Here is a 22029-nt window from a genome sequence, read left to right on the forward strand (position 1 = left end):
CCTACTTCTACCTACCCTATAAACTCTCGAAAGTGGGGGGAGAGTGAAAAACTACTGTGTGACATGGCCTTTTTGGGGAATTCAACTCATGGATTTAATTTTCTAAATATCTGTGATTTAGATGGCTAATAATAATTTAAAATAATATTTACCATCTAAATCAGATTATGGATAATCCAATGATTAACAAACACCTTTCTCGCCGAAATTTACTCCAATTAGGTACAGGCGTAATTAGTGCCGGAGTAGCTGTAGGAGTCTCTTCCTATCTAGCTACACCCGAACCAGCAATAGCTCAAAACAACATTACTCCTGACGCAGCCCTAAAAGCATTACTCGATGGTAATGATAGATTTGTCAAACAAAAACGTCGCTATAAAAATCAAGGTTCGGCACGCTTACAGGAAGTTGCCAAAGGACAAAAACCCTTTGCTTCCATTCTGGGTTGTGCCGATTCTAGAGTCCCCGGCGAAATAGTTTTTGATCAGGGTTTAGGCGATCTATTTGTTTGTCGGGTAGCTGGTAATATTGCCACACCAGAAGAAATTGGTAGCCTAGAATTTGGCAGCTTAGTATTAGGATCAAAAGTGATTATGGTACTAGGACATGAAAGATGTGGTGCTGTAGATGCAGCAATTAAAGGCGCACAAGTACCAGGGCAAATTGGTAGTTTATTAGAGGCAATTAAGCCCGGTGTCGAAAAATCTCAAGGACAACCAGGAGATAGATTAGAAAATGCTTGTAAAGCTAACATTTTGGTGCAAATTGAAAAATTAAAAGCATCACCAGTTCTCGCTGAATTAATCGCAGCCAACAAACTGAAAATAGTTGGTGGTTATTACGATTTAGATACTGGTAAAGTTAGTTTAGTTAGTTAATCCATTTAAATCAATTGGTAATAGATTACCTATTTCTATTACCAATCACCAATTACCAATTAATAAAATATGTTGAGTGTTTTAATTTGGCTACCAATTATAGCCGCTATAATCATCGGTTTTTATCCAGCAAAAGATGTTTCCGCAAGTCGGATTCGGTTAGTATCCCTAATCGTAACAGGTGTAGTTTTGCTGTGGAATATCTTCATTTTGTTAAAATTTGATATCAGCAACCCAGGGATGCAATTTACCGAATATCTACCTTGGAATGAAACATTGGGTTTAACTTATCAATTAGGAGTTGACGGGCTATCAATATTAATGTTGGTATTGAATAGCTTTCTCACTTGGATTGCTATTTACAGCAGCAGCAAAGATACAGAACGTCCTCGGTTATTTTATTCCCTGATTTTGTTGGTTAGTGGTGGCGTTGCTGGTGCATTTTTATCAGAAAACTTACTGCTGTTTTTCCTATTTTATGAATTGGAATTAATTCCCTTTTATTTACTAATCTCCATTTGGGGAGGAGAAAAACGAGCCTATGCGGGGATGAAATTCCTGATATATACAGCCATTTCTGGGGCTTTAATTTTAGCCACATTTTTAGGCATGGTATGGTTAACAGGTTCTCATAGTTTTGCCTTTGATGCTGTGGCAACTCAAAACATTTCTGCGGGAATGCAATTAGTATTATTAGCAGGAATAGTTTTAGGTTTTGGCATCAAAATTCCGTTAATTCCTTTTCATACTTGGTTACCAGATGCTTACGTCGAAGCTTCCACACCTATTGCTATTTTGTTAGGTGGAGTCTTAGCAAAACTAGGAACTTATGGATTATTGCGATTTGGCTTAGGAATGTTTCCCCAGACTTGGCATATTATTGCCCCAACTTTAGCTATTTGGGGGGCAATTAGCGCGATTTATGGGGCAGTGGTAGCGATCGCCCAAAAAGACATCAAACGCATGGTAGCATATAGTTCTATCGGCCACATGGGCTATATTTTACTAGCCGCCGCCGCCGCCACACCATTAGCATTAGTTGGTGCAGTCGCCCAAATGTTTAGTCATGGAATTATTCTCGCTATTCTCTTCCATTTAGTCGGAGTTATCGAAACCAAAGTTGGTACAAGAGAATTAGACAAACTGAATGGTTTAATGAGTCCTATTCGCGGTTTACCCCTGGTTAGTGCCTTACTCGTTTTAGGTGGTATGGCTAGTGCAGGTATCCCCGGTTTAACAGGGTTCATTGCGGAATTTATTTCCTTTCAAGGCAGTTTTTCCAGCTTTCCAATTTCTACAATTTTATGTGTAGTAGCATCTGGTTTAACCGCAGTTTATTTTGTAATTCTTCTCAATCGTACCTGTTTTGGCAAACTGCAAAATAACCTAGCCTACTATCCCAGAGTATTATGGAATGAAAAAGTCCCTGCCCTAATTTTGGCATCCTTAATCATCTTTTTGGGAGTACAACCAGTTTGGTTAGTGCGTTGGAGTGAAACCACAACTACCGCAATGGTAGCCGCAATTCCTACTACAGAAAAAACCGTAATTGCGGAAGTTGCGTTGAAGTAATCATCAAAAATCATGGGTAGGGGTTTAGCACTGCTAAACCCCTACAATAATTTATTACACTTCACTTTTAATTAACCCAAAACAAAAATATTATGGTACAAACTTCAGATAAACCAACTACTAAAATCCCACCTTCAAAACACGAATTTGCCGAAATTATTTATCGCTTAGAAGCTGGCGGTTCAATGTTGCCAGATACACCGGAAAATTTAATGCAAATTATCGGTATTTATAAAGCGTATGCTGTACCGATGGATTTTTATTGGCGTGATTTACTTTACATTGCCGAAAGAGTATTTTTAGATCCTTTACCAGCTTTTAAATATTTCTTACCCCAAGAATATTTAGACTTACATAATCACTATGCAGGTGATGACGCTGATTTAAGAATTTGGCGAGGTGTAGCTACAGCACATCCTGAACTTTTGGCATTTATGGAAAAAGGTGAAACCACCAAAATGCCAAAGATTTTCCATCATTTATTCCATGACAGAATTAACATGGAATTTGCGGAAGCTTGTATGCAAGCCATGTTATGGCATCGCAAAATGTATGCACCAGTTAACCAATTTGATGCCTATTTAGATTCAGAAGAATATAAAGCTAATGCTGATAAAGCCATTAAAGCTTACTTCAAGAAAAATCCCTTAATGTTGGCACTTTATAAACTGTTTCCTGATATGTTCTTGGAACAGTGCCGGATGATGTCCTATTATTCCAACTTAGGACTTTTCTGGGAAGTCATGGCACCTGTATTTTTTGAAATGTCGGATATTTATGATGAAGGCGGTTTTAAAGGTGTACCTGATGCCATGAATTTCTTGATTAATGGTATATTCGCTATTGCCGGTCGTCCCATTTATCATCATGTTTATATTGATGGTGAATGCTATGAAATTATCCCCAAATCAAAAGGTTTTACCTGGCTATACGAAGCCGCATTACCCTATGTAGAAGCTGTTTTTTATCGCACAGCCCCATTTAGAGGCACAAAGTCTTATAATGCCCAAGCAGGACAAGTTCCCGAAGATCAAAAAGACTTCCATTATGGGATTCTTTATGCTGATGTATTTCCTGTGGGTACAGCGGGTATTCCGCCCACATTATTAATGCAAGATATGTTGCACTTTTTGCCTCAATATCTTGTTGATTATTATCAAGAATATTGTCGAGGAGAAGAAGATATTTTGATTCAATTGGGGATTACTTTTCAACGTTCGATGTATAATGTCACGTCAGCGGTAATTCAAGCTTTAAGAACTGCCCTTTTATATCCTTTAGATGATGAAAACCCCAAGCATTTACAAGCAAATCGGGAATTTTTTGAAATGCAGCTAAATCGCTTTACTCGCACTGATTATGGTATGCGTGATGCAGCGAGATTACGGGATATTCAAAGCCAGGATTATAGATAAATTATTTCTTTTACCCGCATTTCTTCTCTTAATAACTTTGATAATTAAGTAAAGAAGCGGGTAAAGGTTTATTAATATCTCATATCCTTTTTAGTGATTTTTGCAACCACCTTTACCATGATCGTGGTCGTGATTATGTCCATGAGAACAGCCTTGGAGGTTCTGCTGTATGAGGTTTTCACTCATTTGTTTTAAAGACTCATCTAAGTAGGTAAACCGAAAAATTTAAAGGTATGTGACGAAATGTAAATTCAATGAATGCCTTACAAATAGGTTGTTTTACGGGTTTCACAAAACTAAACATATATCGGTTTTATTATGTTTACCTACTTACAGCTTTTAAGCCTATCCATGCGTCAATTTTCTCGACATCAAAGCCTACTTCTCTTTTATCCCCTACTTGGATCAAGGGACGACGGATTAATAAAGGATCTCTCAGCATCATGACTAAAGCATTTTCAGCGGTGATGTTTTCAGGATTCACCTCTCCTGATTTTACACCAGGTGCGGACTTATTGAACCATTCACTGACCGGGCGATCGCCAAAAAATGACCGCAATTTTTCCACTGTCCAAGGTTCTGTTAATAGATTATATGCTACTACTTCATGACCTGCGGCTGTGAGCAAAACTTTTTGCTTTATACCACCTTTACAGCCTGGTTTTTCATAGAAAATTACTCTGGCCATTGCTGTTTCTCCTATAAGGTTATGGTTGGATATTTGGATAGGAAATAATTAACCGCAGATAAACGCAGATAAACGCAGATGAAAGATGATTATTTTAATTGATAGCTAAGTCATAGATTCCTGACTTCTAACATTAATTAATCATTCATTTACAATGTTTAAAAATAAGCCCCGCATCTTACTTTCTATAATATTTATTAGCATAATCTGTCATTTAGTTTTTTGCCACTACTTTTAAAATTTTTTAGCAATGTGGTTAATTACGTCAAATTCAAATCTCTGTTTTGGGTTAGTTTCTCCATAAATATTAAATGTTACTGTTGGTTCTTCACCAATAGCTTGAACTTGATGTATTGTTTGCGGTGTAAAACTCACAATATCACCTGGAGATAAATTTACTTCGCCTGTTTTTTCAATTTTATCAGGAAAATCTGGATGGGAACTGCGTCGCCAAAATGTATTTTTTTCTTGACCTTTTAAGATTGCAACTACTCCCCATGTTCCATGATTATGAATATTAGAAGTTGTCCCTGGTACAAATGTTACTGTTTGTACAGTTAGGGGCAATCCCAATTCATCATATAATAGTAAAACAGAAATTCCCGTTTTTGAATCAGGTTGTAAAGATTGACTTTGTACCCAATAGGAATTGATAATTAATCGTCTTACCAACTTTCTAATTTCTGGCAGTCGTGTTGATTCATCTTCAACATTTTTAAGAACATCTTCGACTTCAGTTAAAAAGCGATAGAGACGATAATTATCACGCAATAAATCCCATGATCTTGCTGATTGACAAACTTGATGTTGTCCATTTTCAGCAACAAATAAATCTTTACCTTGCATAAATTTTAAAATATTGACTGTGCAGAATTAGGTAAAAAAATTATAGGAGGAGAAGTTTGAGGCATTTTAGTTACAGGAGTCAGGGGAGATGTAGGCATTCCCGGTAGAATCAAAGTATTCTGGGTAGAAAATGATGATAGTAAATGGGAATTTGAGTTGAAAGATAACCAATTATTCATGATTCGTAATTTGTTGATTGCTTTGTGATTTTTAGGGGTTTTTCCCTATCCCCAGATTTAATCATCTTCTTCTGGTGGACGAGTTAAAATATCGAGAAGAATACCAGCACCAAAATCATTTTTTTCATCAATACCTTTTATTCTGGTACTGATTTCTTTCGCTTGTTCTATCTTTCCGAGTTTAGCTAATACCAAACCAGAAGCAGCATAAGCAGCGAGGTACAATCTGATTGGAGATTCTTCGTGACGGTTAACTAGGATAGGTTTAAGTTCTTGCCAATTATCAGGTAGACTTTCCGCTTTTTTTATTTTAGCGGTTATTTTCTCTGCTGTTGTCAGTGCTAAGACATAATTATTTTTGTAGTAAAAATATCTATAAGCTGCAACTAAAACATCTGTGTTATCTCCTGTTTTAGCTAACGCTTGCTGCATATATTTTGTAGACTCTTCGGTATTTTCCCAAGTCTGTGCCGCTAAGATTAATAATTCCTTGACATCATCTGCTACATCAAACCATGAAAAGCTATTTGTATGAATTTGCATAATAGGCAATTAATCCCATCTGTTTTGGAATATCTTAAATTTATCATATCTACTATTTAACAATTAAAATTCTATTTAGTTAGATAAATTTAATTATTTCATCACTTTAATGAAAGACAATGAAGGGCGCAATCCCTGCACCCCTACTGGTTTGGCGACAAAAAAACTGTACCTGATAACATTAGAAAATGCTGTAACTAAGTTAATCACAATTCTGTAAACCTAGCTACATAACCAACTTATTTTAAAGTTTATCCTCGTTTTTATCAGCGCTTGCAATTAAATCGCAATAACCCTATTCATGATTTTTTGTGGTTAACTACTGCTATTACTTGAAAAAAGATATATAATAGTTTCTATAAATTGGGTGTAAATCCGTCAGCAGGGGCTTTATATCCTACAGGAATTTATGTGCAAATTCGTGGGTGAGAAGGGATCATAGATAGCATCTAGCATATAGGAGTTGAGAATAATTGTCTGACCTTAATTTATGAATTAGGCGATGACGAATTGGAGAATTATGTTATACTAAATAAAAGTATTAATGGATTCATCTTTTTAGTTGGTTGTGTTTATCATAGGTCTAGCTGGAAATATCAAGACAGGAGTTTGAGATATTGTTTGTTGCATAGCGGACACCCTTTGGGCGCTATCGCTGCTGTTTGCATATCTTCACGAAAACAACATACAACTATGTTTTGATTTTGATAAACTTATTCTCAATGCAGATTTGGGATTTGAGAATAAGGAGTTTATTACTAGTTGTGTGATATCGAAAAGAAGTGCAAAAAATCAGTTAGACCCTGAAGGCTACCTATTCCTTTTGTCTGTGGTACTGACTATTTTCAAGTGAATCCATGCGTTGAAGATGCCTATCAAACAACGTCTTTACAGCCTAGTAACCAGCAAAAGCTAGAACATCCTCAATTTAATTTTGACCGAGAACGGTTTTTAACAGAACGTTGGGAATAGGCGTTCTATTGGGCGTTTTCAAAAGTGGTCTATTTCTGAAAATATCTATTGGTAAATTTTGCAAGCAGTTCGACAACCAATCCCCATAGATAATTTTGAGGAAATAGAAATTTACTCAGTGGTGCATGATATCGAGGGAATTTCACCAGGGTTATATAAAAATACACATCTGAATCAAAGCGGGTAACTTTAGGCGAAAAAGGCGAAAAACAGGTTATTTGTGCATTAATCAACCTATAGCCAGAGATTGTGCTGTAACCAGAGTTTTTCGTGTTCGATTAGTTAGGTTATCAAACCGCTATGCAATTAGCCGGATTTGTCGGACAGAGAGTGTATTTATTGAGAAATTATTGGGGAATAGATTGTAGTGGTATGGTGCTTTCGATGATGATGAAACCCAAGCCTTTCTAAAAACCAATAAGGACGTATTGTATGCAATGGCAATTGTTAAATCAATAGGAAAATAACCGGACATGGCGAGAACAGAACATGAATTCAATGCTGATGATAAGCACCCTATACAGCCAACATCAGCAGATATTATGCTTCGACAACAATTGGAGCATTCAATTAGCAAATACTTTTATGAAGGATGCGATCGCATTATTCATAGTTTGTTGTCTAATTGTCGTTGGTATGCCACAACTCACGCCAGTATTTTGACCTTAGTAATTGAATGCCCTGACCAAGTTACTAACTGGCAAATTTTGCAACAAATTGTCCCTATGGCTAATGTTCTCTATGGCATTGTTAGCAGTGCCAAAATCCGGGTTTGTCCTCCCGATAGTCAAACTGTACCTTTTGAAATGAGAGTAGATGAGTTGCCAGTTTATCGTGATTGGATCTGATGCAATTTGAGATTTGAGATTGTTGATTAAGCCATAACATTCTGTTGGATAACTGTAATTAGTTCGGCAAAAACTAAATCAGCAGAACGTTGCACAACAGGACTTAATTCTAGCCCAAAATCCAGATTTGCAGCTTCAATTAAATAGACTGTCACCTCTTGGGGAAAATCATCTAAAAAGATTTTTCTCCCAGCAGCCAAAGCATGATCCCAACGAAAATCATGTAAGTTGTAACTAGGTTCGGGTAGTGCTTCTAGTTCGTTCCCTGGGACTTTAAATATAGCACCTGCTTCTGAACCTGTGCAACTAGCATCAAGAATAATTAATTTTTCGCTACCTCTCGCTTGAAACATCACTTCCATTCCCGCAGTTCCACAATCAAAAACGCGGATGTTGGGGTGAGGATTTTGGGCGAGATGCTGCTGTAAACGTTGGGCAATAACTACGCCGACAGCATCATCATTCCGATTCAGATTGCCACAACCAATGATAGTTAGCATGGGATATTTATAATAACATGAATATTATCAACTTGGCACGAAAAATTAAAATTTACGGAAATTCTGACTACATCTTTGATCATTGACTTTATAGTGGCTATAGCAGTCAAGATCCCCAACTTCTTGTGTAATCGTCTCCATAAACTATCAACCAATGTTCAGAAGTCGGGGATATGATATTTATTTTCTCTGCGTTTATCTGTAGTGGTTAGTTAAAAATCATTCTTACCCATCAGATAGAATTGCTATATGCTAGTACTTCGTGATACAGAGACTAAAGGTAGAGGTATATTTGCCCAGCAAGATTTTGCTAAAGGAGATTTAATTGAAAGAGCCGCTGTAATTGTGATTCCTAAACAGCAAGTTAAGTTAATTACTAAAACGGTATTATTAAATTATTATTTTGATTGGCATGGAGAAAGCGGAGCAATAGGTTTAGGTTTTGCTTCTCTTTTTAATCATTCCTATCATCCCAATGCTATTTATATTAAGAATTTTGCAAAAAATATCATTGATATTGTTGCTCATCAATATATTCGGGAAGGTCAGGAAATTACGATTAATTATAATGGGCAGATTGATGATGTTTCTCCGGTGTGGTTTGATGTAGAAGAGTAGGTTAGGTTGACGCAAGGAAACCCAACATTTACTATTGTCTGAATCAGGATTTTCAGGATTATTTATTGATAATTTATTCATGTTAAGTATATAAATTCCTTTTTACAGATGACAATCTGCCAGTCTTGATGCCAAAGAAGAAAGACCACTTTTCCCTGTTGTTCCTCGCAATGCTGATGGGAGGTGTCCTGGTGGTGCAGTTATATCATAATTAGTATCATGTTCACTTAGCCAATTTCCTGCCATTCCTAATAATTTTCTTCTTTTCCATCCTATTTTTTCTCCGAATTTATCCCAAGTTTCTTCATTGTATTCAAGTGTTCCTCCACAACTTTGATAAATTTTTTTCTGCACAGAAAATCCAAATCTACCATTACTGGATTGTACCCACAATTCATCAATAATGCGGAGGTCTTCACAGGGGAAATTATGAATACTGTTAGCATCTAACCAGTTTTCTTTTTCCCGTTTTGTAACGGCTAACATTAACCGTCGTGTTTCTTCATCTGCTTCTTTCCATTCGCGTTGTGCAAGTAGGTCACGGAGTTTTTGATAGTCTATTCCAGAGGATGAATTAAATTTTATATTTTGCTTGATAGTTTGAGGTGTAGTGATATTTTCTTGTGGTTTTTCTGGAATAGTAATAGAAGTATAATTAACAGGTGATGGCATGGAAATATTCACCACAGGGTTAATTACTAAACCCAAGGTGGCACGAAATTCTCTGACTGTTTGAGGACGTTTTGCTGCTTCTAATTCCATACCTTGGAGAATGGCAGCATTGATGCGATCGCTAATTTTTGGGTTAAACTGTTGGGGTGGTGGTAATGCTATTCCCGTTTTTCTAAACTCTGCGGGTAAAGGTTCATTATTAGTTAGTAAATTATACAAAGTCGCAGCTAAAGCATAGACATCTGTGTAGTCGCCAAATTTACCATATCTTTCATATTGTTCTATGGGTGCGTAACCTTTACTTCTGGCATTGGTCATGTTTACCTCCGCACCTAAAGTATATTCTCTCGCTAAACCAAAATCAATTAAAACAGCTTCCTTGGTGTTTTGCCGTAAAATTATATTATTGGGTTTGACATCCCGATGTAAAAATCCCAGCGCGTGAATGTGTTCTAAAGCTTGTCCGATTTGGTCAATATAATGCAAAGCCTCAGTTTCCGCTAATCCCTCATTCTCACGAGTATATAATGCTAAATTATCCCCATCAATAAATTCCATCACCATTCCCGAAATTCCGTTTATCTCAATAAACTCATAAACTTCGACAATATGACGGTGAGGGTTGCATTTAGCTAATCGCATTCCCTCATTATAAAATTTTCTCTCTTCTGTCCGAAACTCTTCTGGACTGATTTGTGTAGGATTTAAAGTTTTAATAACAACTATTTTTGCTTTTTTCTGGTCTATGGCACTATAAGCGATACCAAAACCACCACGACCAAGATATTGTTGAATAATATATCTACCGTTGTTAATGGATGTCCCCGGTGTCCAAATGTTCATATCTTTATTAAATATATTATGTATATCTTTTATACCATATTTCAATTGTTATTGGCATTTATTATTTTTCTGGGTGAGTATTTCCCACCCAGTTGTTTAAATGATAATGGGATTAATGATGCCGTCTATTGTAACGACATCTGTAATACTTGCCTCGATAATATCTATAACGATTTCTGCCAGTGCAAGTCCGATAACGTCTAGCATGGGTAGTTGCATGATGACGATTATAAGTTGCAGAATCAGCATTTTCTGCAATACCCAACACGGATATAGACGCTATCAAAGTAGCGAGAACAAAAGATGCAATACGTTTCATGAGTATGATTTGAAGAGTTAGTAATGATTTCTACAAACGCATAAAGTTGATGAAGCGGAGATTCCGAAAAGCTTTAAACAAATGTTATCATTAAATGATATAAAATTCGTCTGATTTATCAATATCTTATTAAAACTTATCAATTAATATCAATTAAATTTATATATTGGATTAACTCAAGTAACCCTAGTATTTATATATTTTGTGTTGGATTTTAGTAACTCAATTTACAACTATAAATTGTTAATTATAAGGTGGGCAATGCCCACCCTGAAAAGCGTAAGCATTCAGCCGTTAGCTATCAGTAAGAATTGAATTGATCAGCATTCTGAATATTAATTACTAATGTCAGTTTCCTCACTTCAAAAAGCCAAAAATCCAGTTTTAGCTGACTGCTGACCACTGATAGCTGAATGCTTACTAAAAATCTACAAACTCACACCATGTTTTTTAGCAATTTCTACAAGTTGCTCATATTGATGTTGTGATGCTTTAGCTAAAATTGTATCTGCTTCTTCTGGATTAGTACCATCTTTAGGAATTAAATATTTAACATAAAGAGAAACAAAATCAACAACAGCAGTTAACCCTGTTAATTCGTGTTTATCGGCTTGTTTTCCAGCAATTACAGCTACTAAACCGGCTCTAATTGGGTCAGGTCTGACCTTCATAAATTGGTCAACCAATTGCTTAGAATAATCCGCTGGTGCTAAATTCTTTAACTTAGTTTGATCAGGTTTAAATTCTAATCCTGCGGCTGTTGACTGATCTAACATACACCATTCAAGAAATTCTTGGAGTGCGGCTTCAGGAAGCTTAGAAAGATATTGATGTAGTTCTAAATTAGACACAATTAGTTACCACTTTTAGTATTTAGTAATTCCTAATTGATAATTCATAATTTGATCATTAGAAATTATCAATTATTCCTTAAAATTCAGACTAACCTACGGATTTGGGAACTTTTGTACTGTAAATAACAATTATATAGAACCCTGACTTAGCAAAAAATAGATCCCCGACTTCTCTAAGAAGTCGGGGATCTTAAGTAACAATAAATTAAGCTGTTCTAAAACGAGCTAATTCTTCGCCTGTTTTCGCGTCGTGGGCGTGAACAGTACACACCAAACATGAATCAAAAGAACGGGCGACATGACCCACTTCTACGGGGTCTTTAGGGTCTTGAATTGGTGTGCCAATTAATGCTTTTTCAATGGGTCCGAGTTGTCCTTCACCGTCACGGGGTCCGATATTCCAAGTACCGGGGGCGATAACTTGATAGTTCTTAATTTTGCCTTTTTCGATTTCTACCCAGTGACATAATGCACCTCTAGCGGCTTCCGTTGCACCCCAACCTTTACCATCTTTTTCTTCTGGTTTAATATACCAAGGATCGTTTAATTTGAACTCTCTTAAACAACGTTCAGCTTGACGATAGAGTTTAACTATTTCGTGGACTCTTGCTAATTGGCGAACATGAACACTTGCACCACCCATTTGCTTGAATGTGTCGAGAATAAAGGGGTCATAATGTTGCCAAGATTCGCCATGATTTCCCCCTGCAACTAATTGACGGGCGAGGGGTCCGGCTTCTAATCTTCCTAAGTCTTGGTGAAGTACAGCACTTGACCAAGAATAAGCCCCATTAAAGTCTTTTTGATTGTTATTAATTGGTGTGGTTGTGCGATCGCTTGGATGCCAATCTTCTGTACCTTCATCATACCAAGAATGGGTTAAATTCTCACGGGCAAAACCTTGATTCATCAAAGCATGAGTATTAGTGAAGCTATCATAAACACCGCTTTTCATAATTACAGCAGCGTTACGTCCTTCAATGGTGGGATGATTATATTTATCCTCATGGGGAATATAACCCCAAGTCACATATTTACCCACACCAGCACCATATCGATCTAAACCGATATCTAACCCCATGCGCCAATATAAACCTAAGTCAGATTCTCGATGTTTAACATCTTCATCTAACCACTTTTGAAAGTCTTCATAGGATTGAATTTCTTCATATCTTTCTAAAGAACATCCTAACCAAACTGGTTCTAACCAATTGGTGCGGAAATATTCCAAAATTGCCCAGGCGCGGGTAATATCAGTTAAAGTGGGGGCGCACATCACACCACCAGGCACCATATAACTGCTATGACAACAGGTGATATGCTGTAAATGTTCCTGAGTAACTTATTTTATCAGGTAATTTTGCTCGGACAGAACATTTTATTTTCACCATTTCAGTTTATAAATAAGGGAATATTTAGGGAATGAGCGGACAAAATCAGGGTAATTGCGAGGAGACATATTCTACATCTACACAGGAATATGCAAATGCAGACTCAAGCGACTGGTTTGCAGATATGTTCGCAGACTTTGAGCCGCAGAACACCACAGATGGTAGCTATAGGGGAACAATGGCGAAAATAAAAGCAACGGAATTACAGTATCAAGCAGTTTTTGAACAGAAGTTAATCGAAGCTAATACTAATTTAAAAAGAGAGAGAATAAGAGTTAGTATTAAACAAACTGGCAATTCTCTCCAATTACGAGCTACCCTACCGTTAAAACCAGGGGATAGTAGTGTAGGTAAGCAGAAAAAACAGTATGATTTATCTCTAGGAATACCCGCAAATTTAGAGGGTTTAAAAACTGCAATTGAAGAAAGTTACGAGTTAGGTAAATTAATTGCTCGTCATACTTTCGAGTGGAATGAGAAGTATTTAGGAATTAAATCGAGAGAAAAGCAAGAAATAAAAACAATTGGCGAATTATTAGATACATTTGATGAAAAATATTATCAAACCCGTCAGAAAACTATCACCAGTGAAAATACTTTTGCTAACTATATATCTGTAATTAAAAGAAACTTGACTCTCTCCCATTTAGCCACAAAAGAAAATTTTGAGGAAATTATTAATTCATTTCAGGGTAATAAAAAAAATGAACTGATTGCGGTAAGTTCTGTTTTGATTAAAACTTTTAATTTAGGATTTCAACTTGATGTCAAACGAGATCATGTCACTCCTGCTTATCGAGAAATTCCTGAAGATGAAAAAATCATCTCTGCTTTTGATCTGTTTGAAAAATTCGCTCTCAACCGCAAAAATACAAACATTAGTGATGAAATAGATACCTGGGAAATGTGGCGTTGGGTATATGGAATGTTGGCGACTTATGGATTAAGACCAAGGGAATTATTTGTAGAACCGGATATTAATTGGTGGATGTCTGCCCAAAATATAGATCATACTTGGAAGGTGAATAAAAATACCAAAACTGGATATCGAGAAGTTATTCCTTTTGTACCTGAATGGATAGAATTATTTGATTTACATAATCCCAAACCATTAAAGATTTTAGAACAAAAGGTGGCAAAAATCGCATCTGTACAAAATATTAATTGGATGCGAAGAGATATATCCAGATGGTTTAGAAAGGTGGGAATTGAGTTTCAACCCTATGATTTACGGCATGGTTGTGCAATTCGAGCGCATCTTCAGGGAATACCAATTAAAGCCGCAGCAGATAATTTAGGTCATACTGTTGATGAACATACAAAAACCTATCAAAGATGGTTTGGGATTGAAAACCGGAAAAAAGCCTTTGGTGAGGTAATTAGTCAAAAGTCGTTAATTGAGTTGCAGAAGAATGAAATATTGGCGTTAAGGATGGAGAATGAAAGGTTAAGGTTGGAGGTGGAAAAGTGAAAATTGTTGGAGAATACAAGAATAAAAATGTAGAGGAGTGCAAACAACTTTATTACCACGATTAATAATTTGGATATAAATCATGGTGGTTGTGTAGTTTAACTTTGAATTCTCCCTATTTTATTTGTCAGGCAATGCTGTATAATATGGATCAATCAGAGAATAGAGTCATTGGTTCAGGGAAGGGGAAAGATGAACTATGCAAAAGGAAAACAAGAAAATATCCTTTCGTGATATTGAATTTTGGTCGGATCGCTCTATATCTAGATTTATTTTGACTGTTCCCGCACTAACTCTCTGCTTAGTCGTTGCGTTTTTATCCATCGGTATTAATGATATTGTTGGTGTAGTGTTTAATCGCTTTCCCGTATCTACCGTGTCATCGGTACAATCTTTTTTTGCTTTCCTACGATCTAATATACCAATCATCAGAGTCGCTTTAGTTATCCCCTTACTACTGTTCGTAAATCCCAAATTTCGAGAGTTAACACCCACTGAAATTACTATTGCCAGTCTCGTTGCGATCGGAGGCGGGTATTTCCTCGATCTATTACCAGTCGAGACAGCTAATGGATTAATTCCCTCGGCATTCCTGCTTTTATGGTGCATAGCTTGGGGGATTATCCAGTACGATTATCAGCAAAAATATAATAAAGAATTAGAAATTCAAGAATATTTGACCAAAGAACGTATTCAAGAACTTTACGAACAATATAAAGACTGGCAAAATAAAGACTTGCAATACATCTCATATAAACTGAGAATATTTTTGAATTCATCCATCTTTAAGATACCGTTCAATATTAGAAAAATTACCCTGAAAGCCTCTAGGGACACACTACGATTTTTGTTTGTTATTTCACTGCAAGCCTCAATCTTTTATGTTGTGAATTTCTGGATTTCAAGCCGAATCAAAGATTATTATCATTATTTTTTGGTCGGAAGTTTGGTAGTTTATCTTGGCGTGATGGCATTTCATCTAATCCATAGATGTTTGGTAGAAACTCCTGTCTTATGGGTCATTGAGAGGATGAGCGATTTCGCGTTCAACGGGCTTCAATGGCTCGATACTCCTTTTGAGTATGTCATGTCTCTGAACAATTTGATCGCCGAAAAAGTTATACTTTTTACTGAGAGACAATATACCTTATCACTTCGCTCTCGCAACCCGCTCGTTTTGATCTCCCTCGCGGTTGCCAATATTTCAATTAGAACGATTCTGCTAACTATTCGTATCCTTGTTTCAAGCCTGCGGATTGCGCTTAACTCTTTATGCTTTCTATTTTGTCGAGCGAGGATAATACTGACTACTATTGTGATAATACTAATTTCGATTATCGTCTTTATTTTTTATAGTATTATGCCATTCTTTGGATTAGTGTGGAATGTTTTACTCGAAATCAGTTTCTCTCTAGAGTCGAATCTAAGACGGCGTTACTTACAATGGGTTTTGTTAATCATTTGGGGTTTGAGTATTAACACGCTGGCCGGACTCATGGCGATTAGAGTCTCTGGAACCTATCCCTGGATATTTTCGATTACTTTCGCCACACTAAGTGTTTCTTATCTTGTCTTTATGTTTTACGGTACTTTAGCGAACTGCCGGACGATTGAGGAGGAATGGAATGATATCGTCGAGCCATTAAGTGAAAGACTAGCACACTCTGTCTTCGGTTTTGTATTGATCTCTTGGGGACTGATTGGGATTGATCGAATTTTCCAAATCAACTATTTTAATCCGCAACCAGATCTGGTTGTCATAACGATCATCCTGTTAGCTCTTACAATAATTGTATTTATCGCTACTCTCGTTTCAAATTTGAGAAACAATCGCTAATCTTGTAGTGCGATAGCGAAGTGCTGCTGCAAGCAGTTCGCAGATATTGTAGGCAATCGCTGCATAACAAATCATTGGAGCGGACAATATTATGATATAATGAGTCAATACAAGGTTATTAAATTTAATTGCCAGAATTTACACTAATTTTCACAGACTAAGAATTGTTATAAATCTCTACCAAACAAACTTTATTTGCTATAATTTTGAGAAAATTTAGCAAGAATTTTTACCAGTGACAGGATCACAGATAATGAATCTGATCGCAACAGCAATAATAGTTCCCTTAACCATTGCCAGGAGGAAAAGTCTCCTTAAAGTATTGGCACTTTTCCCGATTGCAATAGGAATAATAGTACCCTTAATCATTGCAACAATTCCCCCCGCCGATAAGACATTGGACGAGATAGACGAGATGTTGGAGGAATTGCCTTGGGAGCAATATTATCCAAATTATACCAGAAAATTCATTCAGGATATCTCAAAGTATGCACCCCGAAAATGCAATCCAGATCCTAGCACTCCTGTATCATCTTTAAGCACTATTCCAGATTGTAATCAAGACGGACTAACTACCTGGGAGGAGCGTATTCTGGGATATTTACTAAATAATAAGAACAGGGATAATAATTATGCACCAGCAATAGCCAAAATACCAAATTTAATTAAGGCTGTAAAATCTCAAAAAATAAATTTCCTTCCTATCGGTGAGTGTCACGGCAAGAAACCTATTATTTATATTTTAGAACTGATGAGAAATCTACAGAAGGAAGGTTATACAATTATTTTTGTAGGCGAGTATTCAAAGAGTCCTGCCTTTGATGAATTTAATAGGGCAAATATTCACGATAAAGAAAATAAAATTGATCCACAAAAATCAGAGGCAGTTGTGGAAAAACTCTTAACCAAAGATCGTATTATGTCTTTATATCTGAAATATGAATATAATTCTCGATCTAAACTAAAGGCTCTCTTCACATTTCTGAAAAGGCATAGGATTCCAGTCTATCCTTTAGAAGGTTCAGACAAATATAATAAAGCGAGCTTTAGAGATCAGAAGATGTCCGAGGAGATCAAGAAAATATATTCAATTGTACGTAAAAAATATCCTAATGAGAAAATAATATTAATGGGATCTTTTGGTGCAGCTCACGTACTGGACATAAGACCAAAGAGTCACTCCAAAATATATCAGTATAACTCAAATACAAGCAACACTGACCCAAACTACGGAATCCTCCATTACTTATCCGGTAAAGATTTTAAAATACTTCCTATTAATTTTACTACTTTGTTCACCTCAAGAGAGCTACCCTATAAGGGTGCAGTCCATATTAACTAGAAGTTTCGAGAAACAATTAATGATGAAATTTCTGTTTTTGAAATAACCAATATGCCATTACTTTTTTCCCTCAAGAATTGTGTGAGATGGGGGCGATCGCTCAAAATCCATTGTCTTGTGTTTCTTTAACTGTGATTAACTGCGATAGCGTAAGCGCTGACTTGTCAGTTCGCTAATATTGAGTTAATGCGATCGCTCAAAATCCATTGTCTTGTGTTTCTTTAACTGTGATTAACTGCGATCGCTAACATTGAGTTAATGCGATAGCGAAGCGCTCCGTAGGAATCGCTCAAAATACATTATCTTGTGCTTCCTTCACTGTGATTAAGTGCGATCGCTAATGTTGGGTTAGTGCGATAGCGAAGCGCTCCGTAGGAATCGCACAATATCCAAACAAATCAATAAAAAAATGTGTGCAGAGTGTGTTTTATATTCAGTGGCAGGGTAAAAATTAGAATTGCTCCTCTCTACAAAGCTATAATGTGATTGAAGTCAAAAAACTATAATCCGATATGTCAACCATTGAACAAATTGAAGCAGCTATTCTGACGCTTCCACCAGAGCAGTTTCAGCGACTCCGGCAATGGATCTTAGACATAGACTACCAACATTGGGATGAGCAGCTAGAACAAGATATCGCAGACGGCAAACTGGAGGCTTTAGCAGAAGAAGCGATCGCTGAGTTTAAAGCGGGACATTGCCGAGAACTCTGATGCACTACACAACGCGAAGATTTTGGAAATGCTATGATGATTTGCCCCCTCAAGTTCAGGAAACGGCAGATCAGTGTTACGAACTTTTGAAAGCTGATCCATCTCATCCATCATTACACTTCAAGAAGATCGGTAAAAAATACTGGTCAGTTCGAGCAGGATTAGACTATCGGGCTTTAGGAGTTGAGGTAGAAAGCGGTATTTCTTGGTTTTGGATAGGAACTCACGCAGAATATGACAAGCTCATTGGTAAGCTTTAACCAGCAGTCCAGCCGATCTTGTAGGGTGCGTTAATAGAATGTAAAGCATCTTATAACTTCACCGTTGAACATCTTTGAGAAATCCGGGTATCGGACAAAATCCATTATCTTGTGCTTCCTTAACTACTATTAAGTGCGATTCCTACGGAGCGCTTCGCTATCGCTCAAAATCCATTGTCTTGTGCTTCTTTAACTGGATTAATTGCGATTCCTACGGAGCGCTTCGCTATCGCTAATATTGGGTTAGTGCGATTCCTACGGAGCGCTTCGCTATCGCTCAAAATCTATTTTCTTGTGCTTCCTTCACTGTGATTAAGTGCGATTCCTAGGTCGCGCTAGTTCCCTCCGGGACGCTTTGCGAACGCTATCGCTCAAAATCCATCGTCTTGTGCTTCCTTGACTCTAATGGTAGCTAATTGGTTTAGTAAAAACATTTGTTGCTAAAATATAATCAGAGAAACAGCAAAATGAGATTATGAACTTAGATACAATTCAACAAGATATTGCGTCTCTTCCTCCCGATGCACAACAAATCATAATCGAACTCGTAGAAGTCCTGAAAAAACGCTATCTTCTGAATCAACACAAATCCTCAGAAAATTCCTTGCAAGACTGGTCAGACTTTATCGGTTGTATAGAAGCTGAAACAGACCTTTCAAAAAACTATAAAAACTACTTAGATCGTGAACTTAACCAAAAATATGATCATAGTTGATACAGGCTTTTGGTTAGCTCTTGCCAATAAAAAAGATGCAGTTCATATAGCCGCCAAAAAACGATTTCAAGATTTAGCTAATCAGCAATTTATTACAACCTGGTGTGTTGTCACAGAAACTTGCTATTTATTACAAAAAAGAATAGGAGTAGATGCTCCAAAAATCTTTATTAATAAAATTTCCACAGGAAAACTACAAATCTTTGATTTGAAACAACATCATTGCCAGCGTATTGAAGAACTGATGGAAAAATATAAAGATTTACCGATGGATTTAGCCGATGCCTCTCTCGTTATCCTGGCAGAAGAATTAGGTCATGGCCAAATTTTATCGGTTGATTATCGAGACTTCAACACCTATCGTTGGAAAAATACAGAACCGTTCGATAACCTCTTTAATAAATTTTTATGATTTAGTGCGATAGCGTTCGCAAAGCGTCCCGGAGGGAACTAGCGCGACCTAGGAATCGCTCAAAATCCATTGTCTTGTACTTCCTTAACTGTGATTAACTGCGATAGCGCAAGCGCTGACTTGTCAGTTTGCTAATATTGAGTTAATGCGATCGCTGATCACGTCGGATAATTTTGATAGTACATTGCGATAGCGAAGCGCTGCTGCAAGCAGTTCGCCGATCTTGTAGTTACTGTCTTGATTATCAAGTGATAAAATAAAAAAAGGAATAACAACTACTCACCCCAAGAACATCTTTTAGACTGCACGGTATCAGAAGAGAAAAAATAATGGCTGAACTCAAACTAAGATCAAAAGATCCAGATTCCCTCAGACGAATTATTGAAAGTGCTTTATCAGAAAGATTACAAAGTGTAATAGCAGGAATCAAAAGAACAGAAGAACGAATTATAGAATTGGAAACCAAGTATCAATTATCAACAAAGGAATTTATAACCCGTTTTAATAATGATGAATTATCCCATAATTTTGATTTTGATGAATGGATTGGTGAATCTCGAATGTTGACACATTTAAAACAAATGAAAGAGTCTATAGAGGAGATTGATTTTGTTAATTGAAGATTATTTTCAGCAGATTCAGCTTTTAATTGAATCTTCAGAAATTGTCAAAATATTCAAGATTGAAAGTGAAAAAAGAGGAATATATGAAGGCTTGATCAGAGGAAAAATTGATTTTCAAGATAATTCTTTGCTGCATTTACGAGAATTTGTCTATGTTGAAATCTCCATAGATAGAAAAATGTATAGTTATCAATATATGGATTCAGAAAATAAACTAATTTTTCGTTATGACAATACTGAACATCATCGAAAATTAAATCTCCCTACTTTTCCTCATCATAAACATGATGGAAGTGAGGATAATGTGATTAAATCAGATGCTCCTTTTTTAAATGAGGTACTCAATGAGGTTAAAAAAATATTAGGATAGTGCGATACTGAAGCGCGACCTAGGAATTGCTAAAAATCCATTGTCTTGTGCTTCCTTAACTGGGATTAACTGCAACAGAAACAACCAGCACACTAAGATTCACTGTTATTCTTCAAGCAGCTTTTTGAGAATTTTTAGAGGATGGTTCAGCCAGAATTGGTTCAAAATCCTGGCTTTTGTCTCTTTGGATAAATTCATCTAGTAATTGAAAAAAGTAATCAAATGCAGCTTTTTCATCAATACAGGTGAGTAAAATAATTTTATCCCAAGCGTTAACAGTATGGATAGATAAGCGGTTTTGTACCCAAGGTTGAAAGTTTTTATAAAAATCAGTTTCAGTTTCAGTATTAGTAATACCTAATTCAGAGCGAGGAAAGCGATATCCCAAAATAAACATCCGTAAATTACTGATAGATGCTGTTCCCAAATATAAGCCTGGTTTAGTTTTAATTTTTTCGAGTAAGTTAAATAATGTACTCATTGAGTTTAACTCCATTAAAAATTTTCAAAATTCTTCTATTACTTCTATTTTAAACTCATTGGATAGAGAAGTAAAATCTTGAATCCACTCATCTGGGTATAGTCCTTGTCGGGAAAGGTTGTCGAAAATTTTGCCAAAAACTTCAACACCGTAATGAACGCCATTTTCCGTAATAGTTTCAAAGCAACCTTGTTTTTCTAGGCGATCGCTCAAAATAAAGTCTTCATTGTCGTATATGGTCGAAAGTCGCCGATTGAATAATTAAGAATGCCGTTTGGATGCTTTTGAAATCGAGAGAATGGTCAGTACCACTCCCTCTTAAGTTTCAAATTGTTTAGCCAGTTTAGGGTTTAGATTCGTTTCTCGAAACTTCAACGAGTTTTGAAGCAGCTCCTAAAAGCGCACCCCCAGCAGCACCAATTCCATGACCAATACCGGGAAGAAAAGAGCCGCAGATTACAGCACCTGCAAGCGCACGCGCACCTAAATCCATGACATCGGAGTTTTCTTTCCAATCTTTTTCCTGATCATTTTTACTCATGATTTTTCCTCCAAATAGAGAATGTTTCTGTTTCCATGACCCGATATTAAAAAATTCCTCTCGTGATTGTCTAGGATATTTCGGACGGATATTGACGGATATTTCGGATATTTCGGACTCATTATC

25 protein-coding genes and 2 pseudogenes are annotated in these 22029 nt (G+C 36.5%); 15 read left to right on the plus strand and 12 right to left on the minus strand.

The annotated features are described in order from the left end of the window. Positions 1–179: 179 nt before the first annotated feature. The 3 genes from FJR05_RS07630 to FJR05_RS07640 all read left to right on the plus strand — a co-directional run bounded on the left by FJR05_RS07630 (position 180) and on the right by FJR05_RS07640 (position 3865). Entirely contained in the window at positions 180–878 is a 699-nt protein-coding gene (locus FJR05_RS07630) for a carbonic anhydrase (protein WP_254446799.1), read from the plus strand. A gap of 69 nt (positions 879–947) precedes the next feature. Further along, a complete protein-coding gene (locus FJR05_RS07635) occupies positions 948–2450 on the plus strand; it encodes an NADH-quinone oxidoreductase subunit M (RefSeq protein WP_168643570.1) in 1503 nt (500 codons plus the stop codon). 92 nt (positions 2451–2542) lie between these two features. Next, a complete protein-coding gene (locus FJR05_RS07640) occupies positions 2543–3865 on the plus strand; it encodes a CO2 hydration protein (RefSeq protein WP_168643571.1) in 1323 nt (440 codons plus the stop codon). Between the two features lie 331 nt (positions 3866–4196). On the opposite strand, the pseudogene FJR05_RS07650 reads toward FJR05_RS07640, so the two are convergent. From FJR05_RS07650 to FJR05_RS07660, 4 genes and pseudogenes are all read right to left on the minus strand, one after another. After that, positions 4197–4553: pseudogene (locus FJR05_RS07650) on the minus strand (ArsC/Spx/MgsR family protein); the annotation flags it as partial. Positions 4554–4787: 234 nt separating this feature from the next. Continuing rightward, positions 4788–5399, minus strand: a complete 612-nt coding sequence (locus FJR05_RS07655) for a cupin (protein ID WP_168643572.1) — start codon at positions 5397–5399, stop codon at positions 4788–4790. 5 nt (positions 5400–5404) lie between these two features. After that, a complete protein-coding gene (locus FJR05_RS26860; RefSeq protein ID WP_217385544.1) occupies positions 5405–5578 on the minus strand; it encodes a hypothetical protein in 174 nt (57 codons plus the stop codon). Between the two features lie 57 nt (positions 5579–5635). Next, a complete protein-coding gene (locus FJR05_RS07660) occupies positions 5636–6121 on the minus strand; it encodes a hypothetical protein (protein WP_168643573.1) in 486 nt (161 codons plus the stop codon). An 849-nt stretch (positions 6122–6970) separates the two neighbouring features. On the opposite strand from FJR05_RS07660, the gene FJR05_RS27900 reads away from it, so the two are divergent. Next, the gene (locus FJR05_RS27900) at positions 6971–7093 is read left to right on the plus strand and encodes a hypothetical protein (protein WP_371416855.1); all 123 of its coding nucleotides are present in this window, start codon (positions 6971–6973) and stop codon (positions 7091–7093) included. A gap of 473 nt (positions 7094–7566) precedes the next feature. Further along, positions 7567–7941: a hypothetical protein gene (locus tag FJR05_RS07670; protein WP_168643574.1), complete on the plus strand. Its 375-nt coding sequence runs from the start codon at positions 7567–7569 to the stop codon at positions 7939–7941. A gap of 26 nt (positions 7942–7967) precedes the next feature. On the opposite strand, the gene FJR05_RS07675 is transcribed toward FJR05_RS07670, so the two are convergent. Beyond that, positions 7968–8441, minus strand: coding sequence for a hydrogenase maturation protease (locus FJR05_RS07675; protein WP_168643575.1), 474 nt, complete (start codon positions 8439–8441; stop codon positions 7968–7970). Between the two features lie 249 nt (positions 8442–8690). Between FJR05_RS07675 and FJR05_RS07680 the strand changes: the two genes are divergently transcribed. Then, positions 8691–9059: an SET domain-containing protein gene (locus FJR05_RS07680; protein ID WP_168643576.1), complete on the plus strand. Its 369-nt coding sequence runs from the start codon at positions 8691–8693 to the stop codon at positions 9057–9059. Positions 9060–9161: 102 nt separating this feature from the next. On the opposite strand, the gene FJR05_RS07685 is transcribed toward FJR05_RS07680, so the two are convergent. The 4 genes and pseudogenes from FJR05_RS07685 to FJR05_RS07700 all read right to left on the minus strand — a co-directional run. Beyond that, positions 9162–10574 (minus strand): serine/threonine-protein kinase, encoded by a 1413-nt coding sequence (locus FJR05_RS07685; RefSeq protein ID WP_168643577.1) that lies wholly within the window; start codon positions 10572–10574, stop codon positions 9162–9164. Between the two features lie 112 nt (positions 10575–10686). Then, a complete protein-coding gene (locus FJR05_RS07690; protein WP_168643578.1) occupies positions 10687–10893 on the minus strand; it encodes a hypothetical protein in 207 nt (68 codons plus the stop codon). A gap of 428 nt (positions 10894–11321) precedes the next feature. Beyond that, positions 11322–11744, minus strand: a complete 423-nt coding sequence (locus tag FJR05_RS07695; protein ID WP_168643579.1) for a hypothetical protein — start codon at positions 11742–11744, stop codon at positions 11322–11324. A gap of 208 nt (positions 11745–11952) precedes the next feature. After that, a pseudogene (locus FJR05_RS07700) lies at positions 11953–13053 on the minus strand (nickel-dependent hydrogenase large subunit); the annotation flags it as partial. Between the two features lie 116 nt (positions 13054–13169). Here FJR05_RS07700 and FJR05_RS07705 point away from each other — a divergent pair. The 9 genes from FJR05_RS07705 (at position 13170) to FJR05_RS07745 (ending at position 20881) form a co-directional block, all read left to right on the plus strand. Continuing rightward, the gene (locus FJR05_RS07705; RefSeq protein WP_168643580.1) at positions 13170–14609 is read left to right on the plus strand and encodes a site-specific integrase; all 1440 of its coding nucleotides are present in this window, start codon (positions 13170–13172) and stop codon (positions 14607–14609) included. A 199-nt stretch (positions 14610–14808) separates the two neighbouring features. After that, the gene (locus FJR05_RS07710; RefSeq protein ID WP_168643581.1) at positions 14809–16446 is read left to right on the plus strand and encodes a hypothetical protein; all 1638 of its coding nucleotides are present in this window, start codon (positions 14809–14811) and stop codon (positions 16444–16446) included. Between the two features lie 253 nt (positions 16447–16699). Beyond that, positions 16700–17788: a hypothetical protein gene (locus tag FJR05_RS07715; RefSeq protein ID WP_168643582.1), complete on the plus strand. Its 1089-nt coding sequence runs from the start codon at positions 16700–16702 to the stop codon at positions 17786–17788. A 512-nt stretch (positions 17789–18300) separates the two neighbouring features. Continuing rightward, a complete protein-coding gene (locus FJR05_RS07720; RefSeq protein WP_015213911.1) occupies positions 18301–18501 on the plus strand; it encodes a hypothetical protein in 201 nt (66 codons plus the stop codon). Beyond that, positions 18501–18761, plus strand: a complete 261-nt coding sequence (locus FJR05_RS07725) for a hypothetical protein (RefSeq protein WP_015213912.1) — start codon at positions 18501–18503, stop codon at positions 18759–18761. Before FJR05_RS07720 ends, FJR05_RS07725 begins: the two co-directional genes overlap by 1 nt. A 475-nt stretch (positions 18762–19236) precedes the next feature. Continuing rightward, the gene (locus FJR05_RS07730) at positions 19237–19476 is read left to right on the plus strand and encodes a hypothetical protein (RefSeq protein ID WP_168643583.1); all 240 of its coding nucleotides are present in this window, start codon (positions 19237–19239) and stop codon (positions 19474–19476) included. After that, complete coding sequence (locus FJR05_RS07735; protein ID WP_168643584.1) at positions 19463–19888, plus strand: type II toxin-antitoxin system VapC family toxin; 426 nt, start codon at positions 19463–19465, stop codon at positions 19886–19888. Before FJR05_RS07730 ends, FJR05_RS07735 begins: the two co-directional genes overlap by 14 nt. Before the next feature lie 329 nt (positions 19889–20217). Continuing rightward, the gene (locus FJR05_RS07740; protein WP_174783620.1) at positions 20218–20508 is read left to right on the plus strand and encodes a hypothetical protein; all 291 of its coding nucleotides are present in this window, start codon (positions 20218–20220) and stop codon (positions 20506–20508) included. Next, positions 20498–20881, plus strand: a complete 384-nt coding sequence (locus FJR05_RS07745; RefSeq protein ID WP_168643585.1) for a DUF6516 family protein — start codon at positions 20498–20500, stop codon at positions 20879–20881. The genes FJR05_RS07740 and FJR05_RS07745 overlap by 11 nt, the downstream gene beginning before the upstream one ends. Positions 20882–20993: 112 nt before the next feature. Here FJR05_RS07745 and FJR05_RS07750 read toward each other — a convergent pair whose 3' ends face one another. From FJR05_RS07750 to FJR05_RS07760, 3 genes are all read right to left on the minus strand, one after another. Next, a complete protein-coding gene (locus FJR05_RS07750) occupies positions 20994–21362 on the minus strand; it encodes a hypothetical protein (RefSeq protein WP_168643586.1) in 369 nt (122 codons plus the stop codon). A 24-nt stretch (positions 21363–21386) separates the two neighbouring features. Next, a complete protein-coding gene (locus FJR05_RS07755; protein ID WP_168643593.1) occupies positions 21387–21599 on the minus strand; it encodes a papain fold toxin domain-containing protein in 213 nt (70 codons plus the stop codon). Positions 21600–21705: 106 nt separating this feature from the next. Beyond that, positions 21706–21903 carry a hypothetical protein gene (locus FJR05_RS07760; RefSeq protein ID WP_168643587.1) on the minus strand — a complete coding sequence of 66 codons (198 nt, stop codon included), beginning with the start codon at positions 21901–21903 and terminating at the stop codon, positions 21706–21708. Positions 21904–22029: the final 126 nt, after the last annotated feature.

The sequence above is a fragment of the Dolichospermum sp. UHCC 0259 genome, from assembly GCF_009711935.1.
Lineage (GTDB): Bacteria > Cyanobacteriota > Cyanobacteriia > Cyanobacteriales > Nostocaceae > Dolichospermum.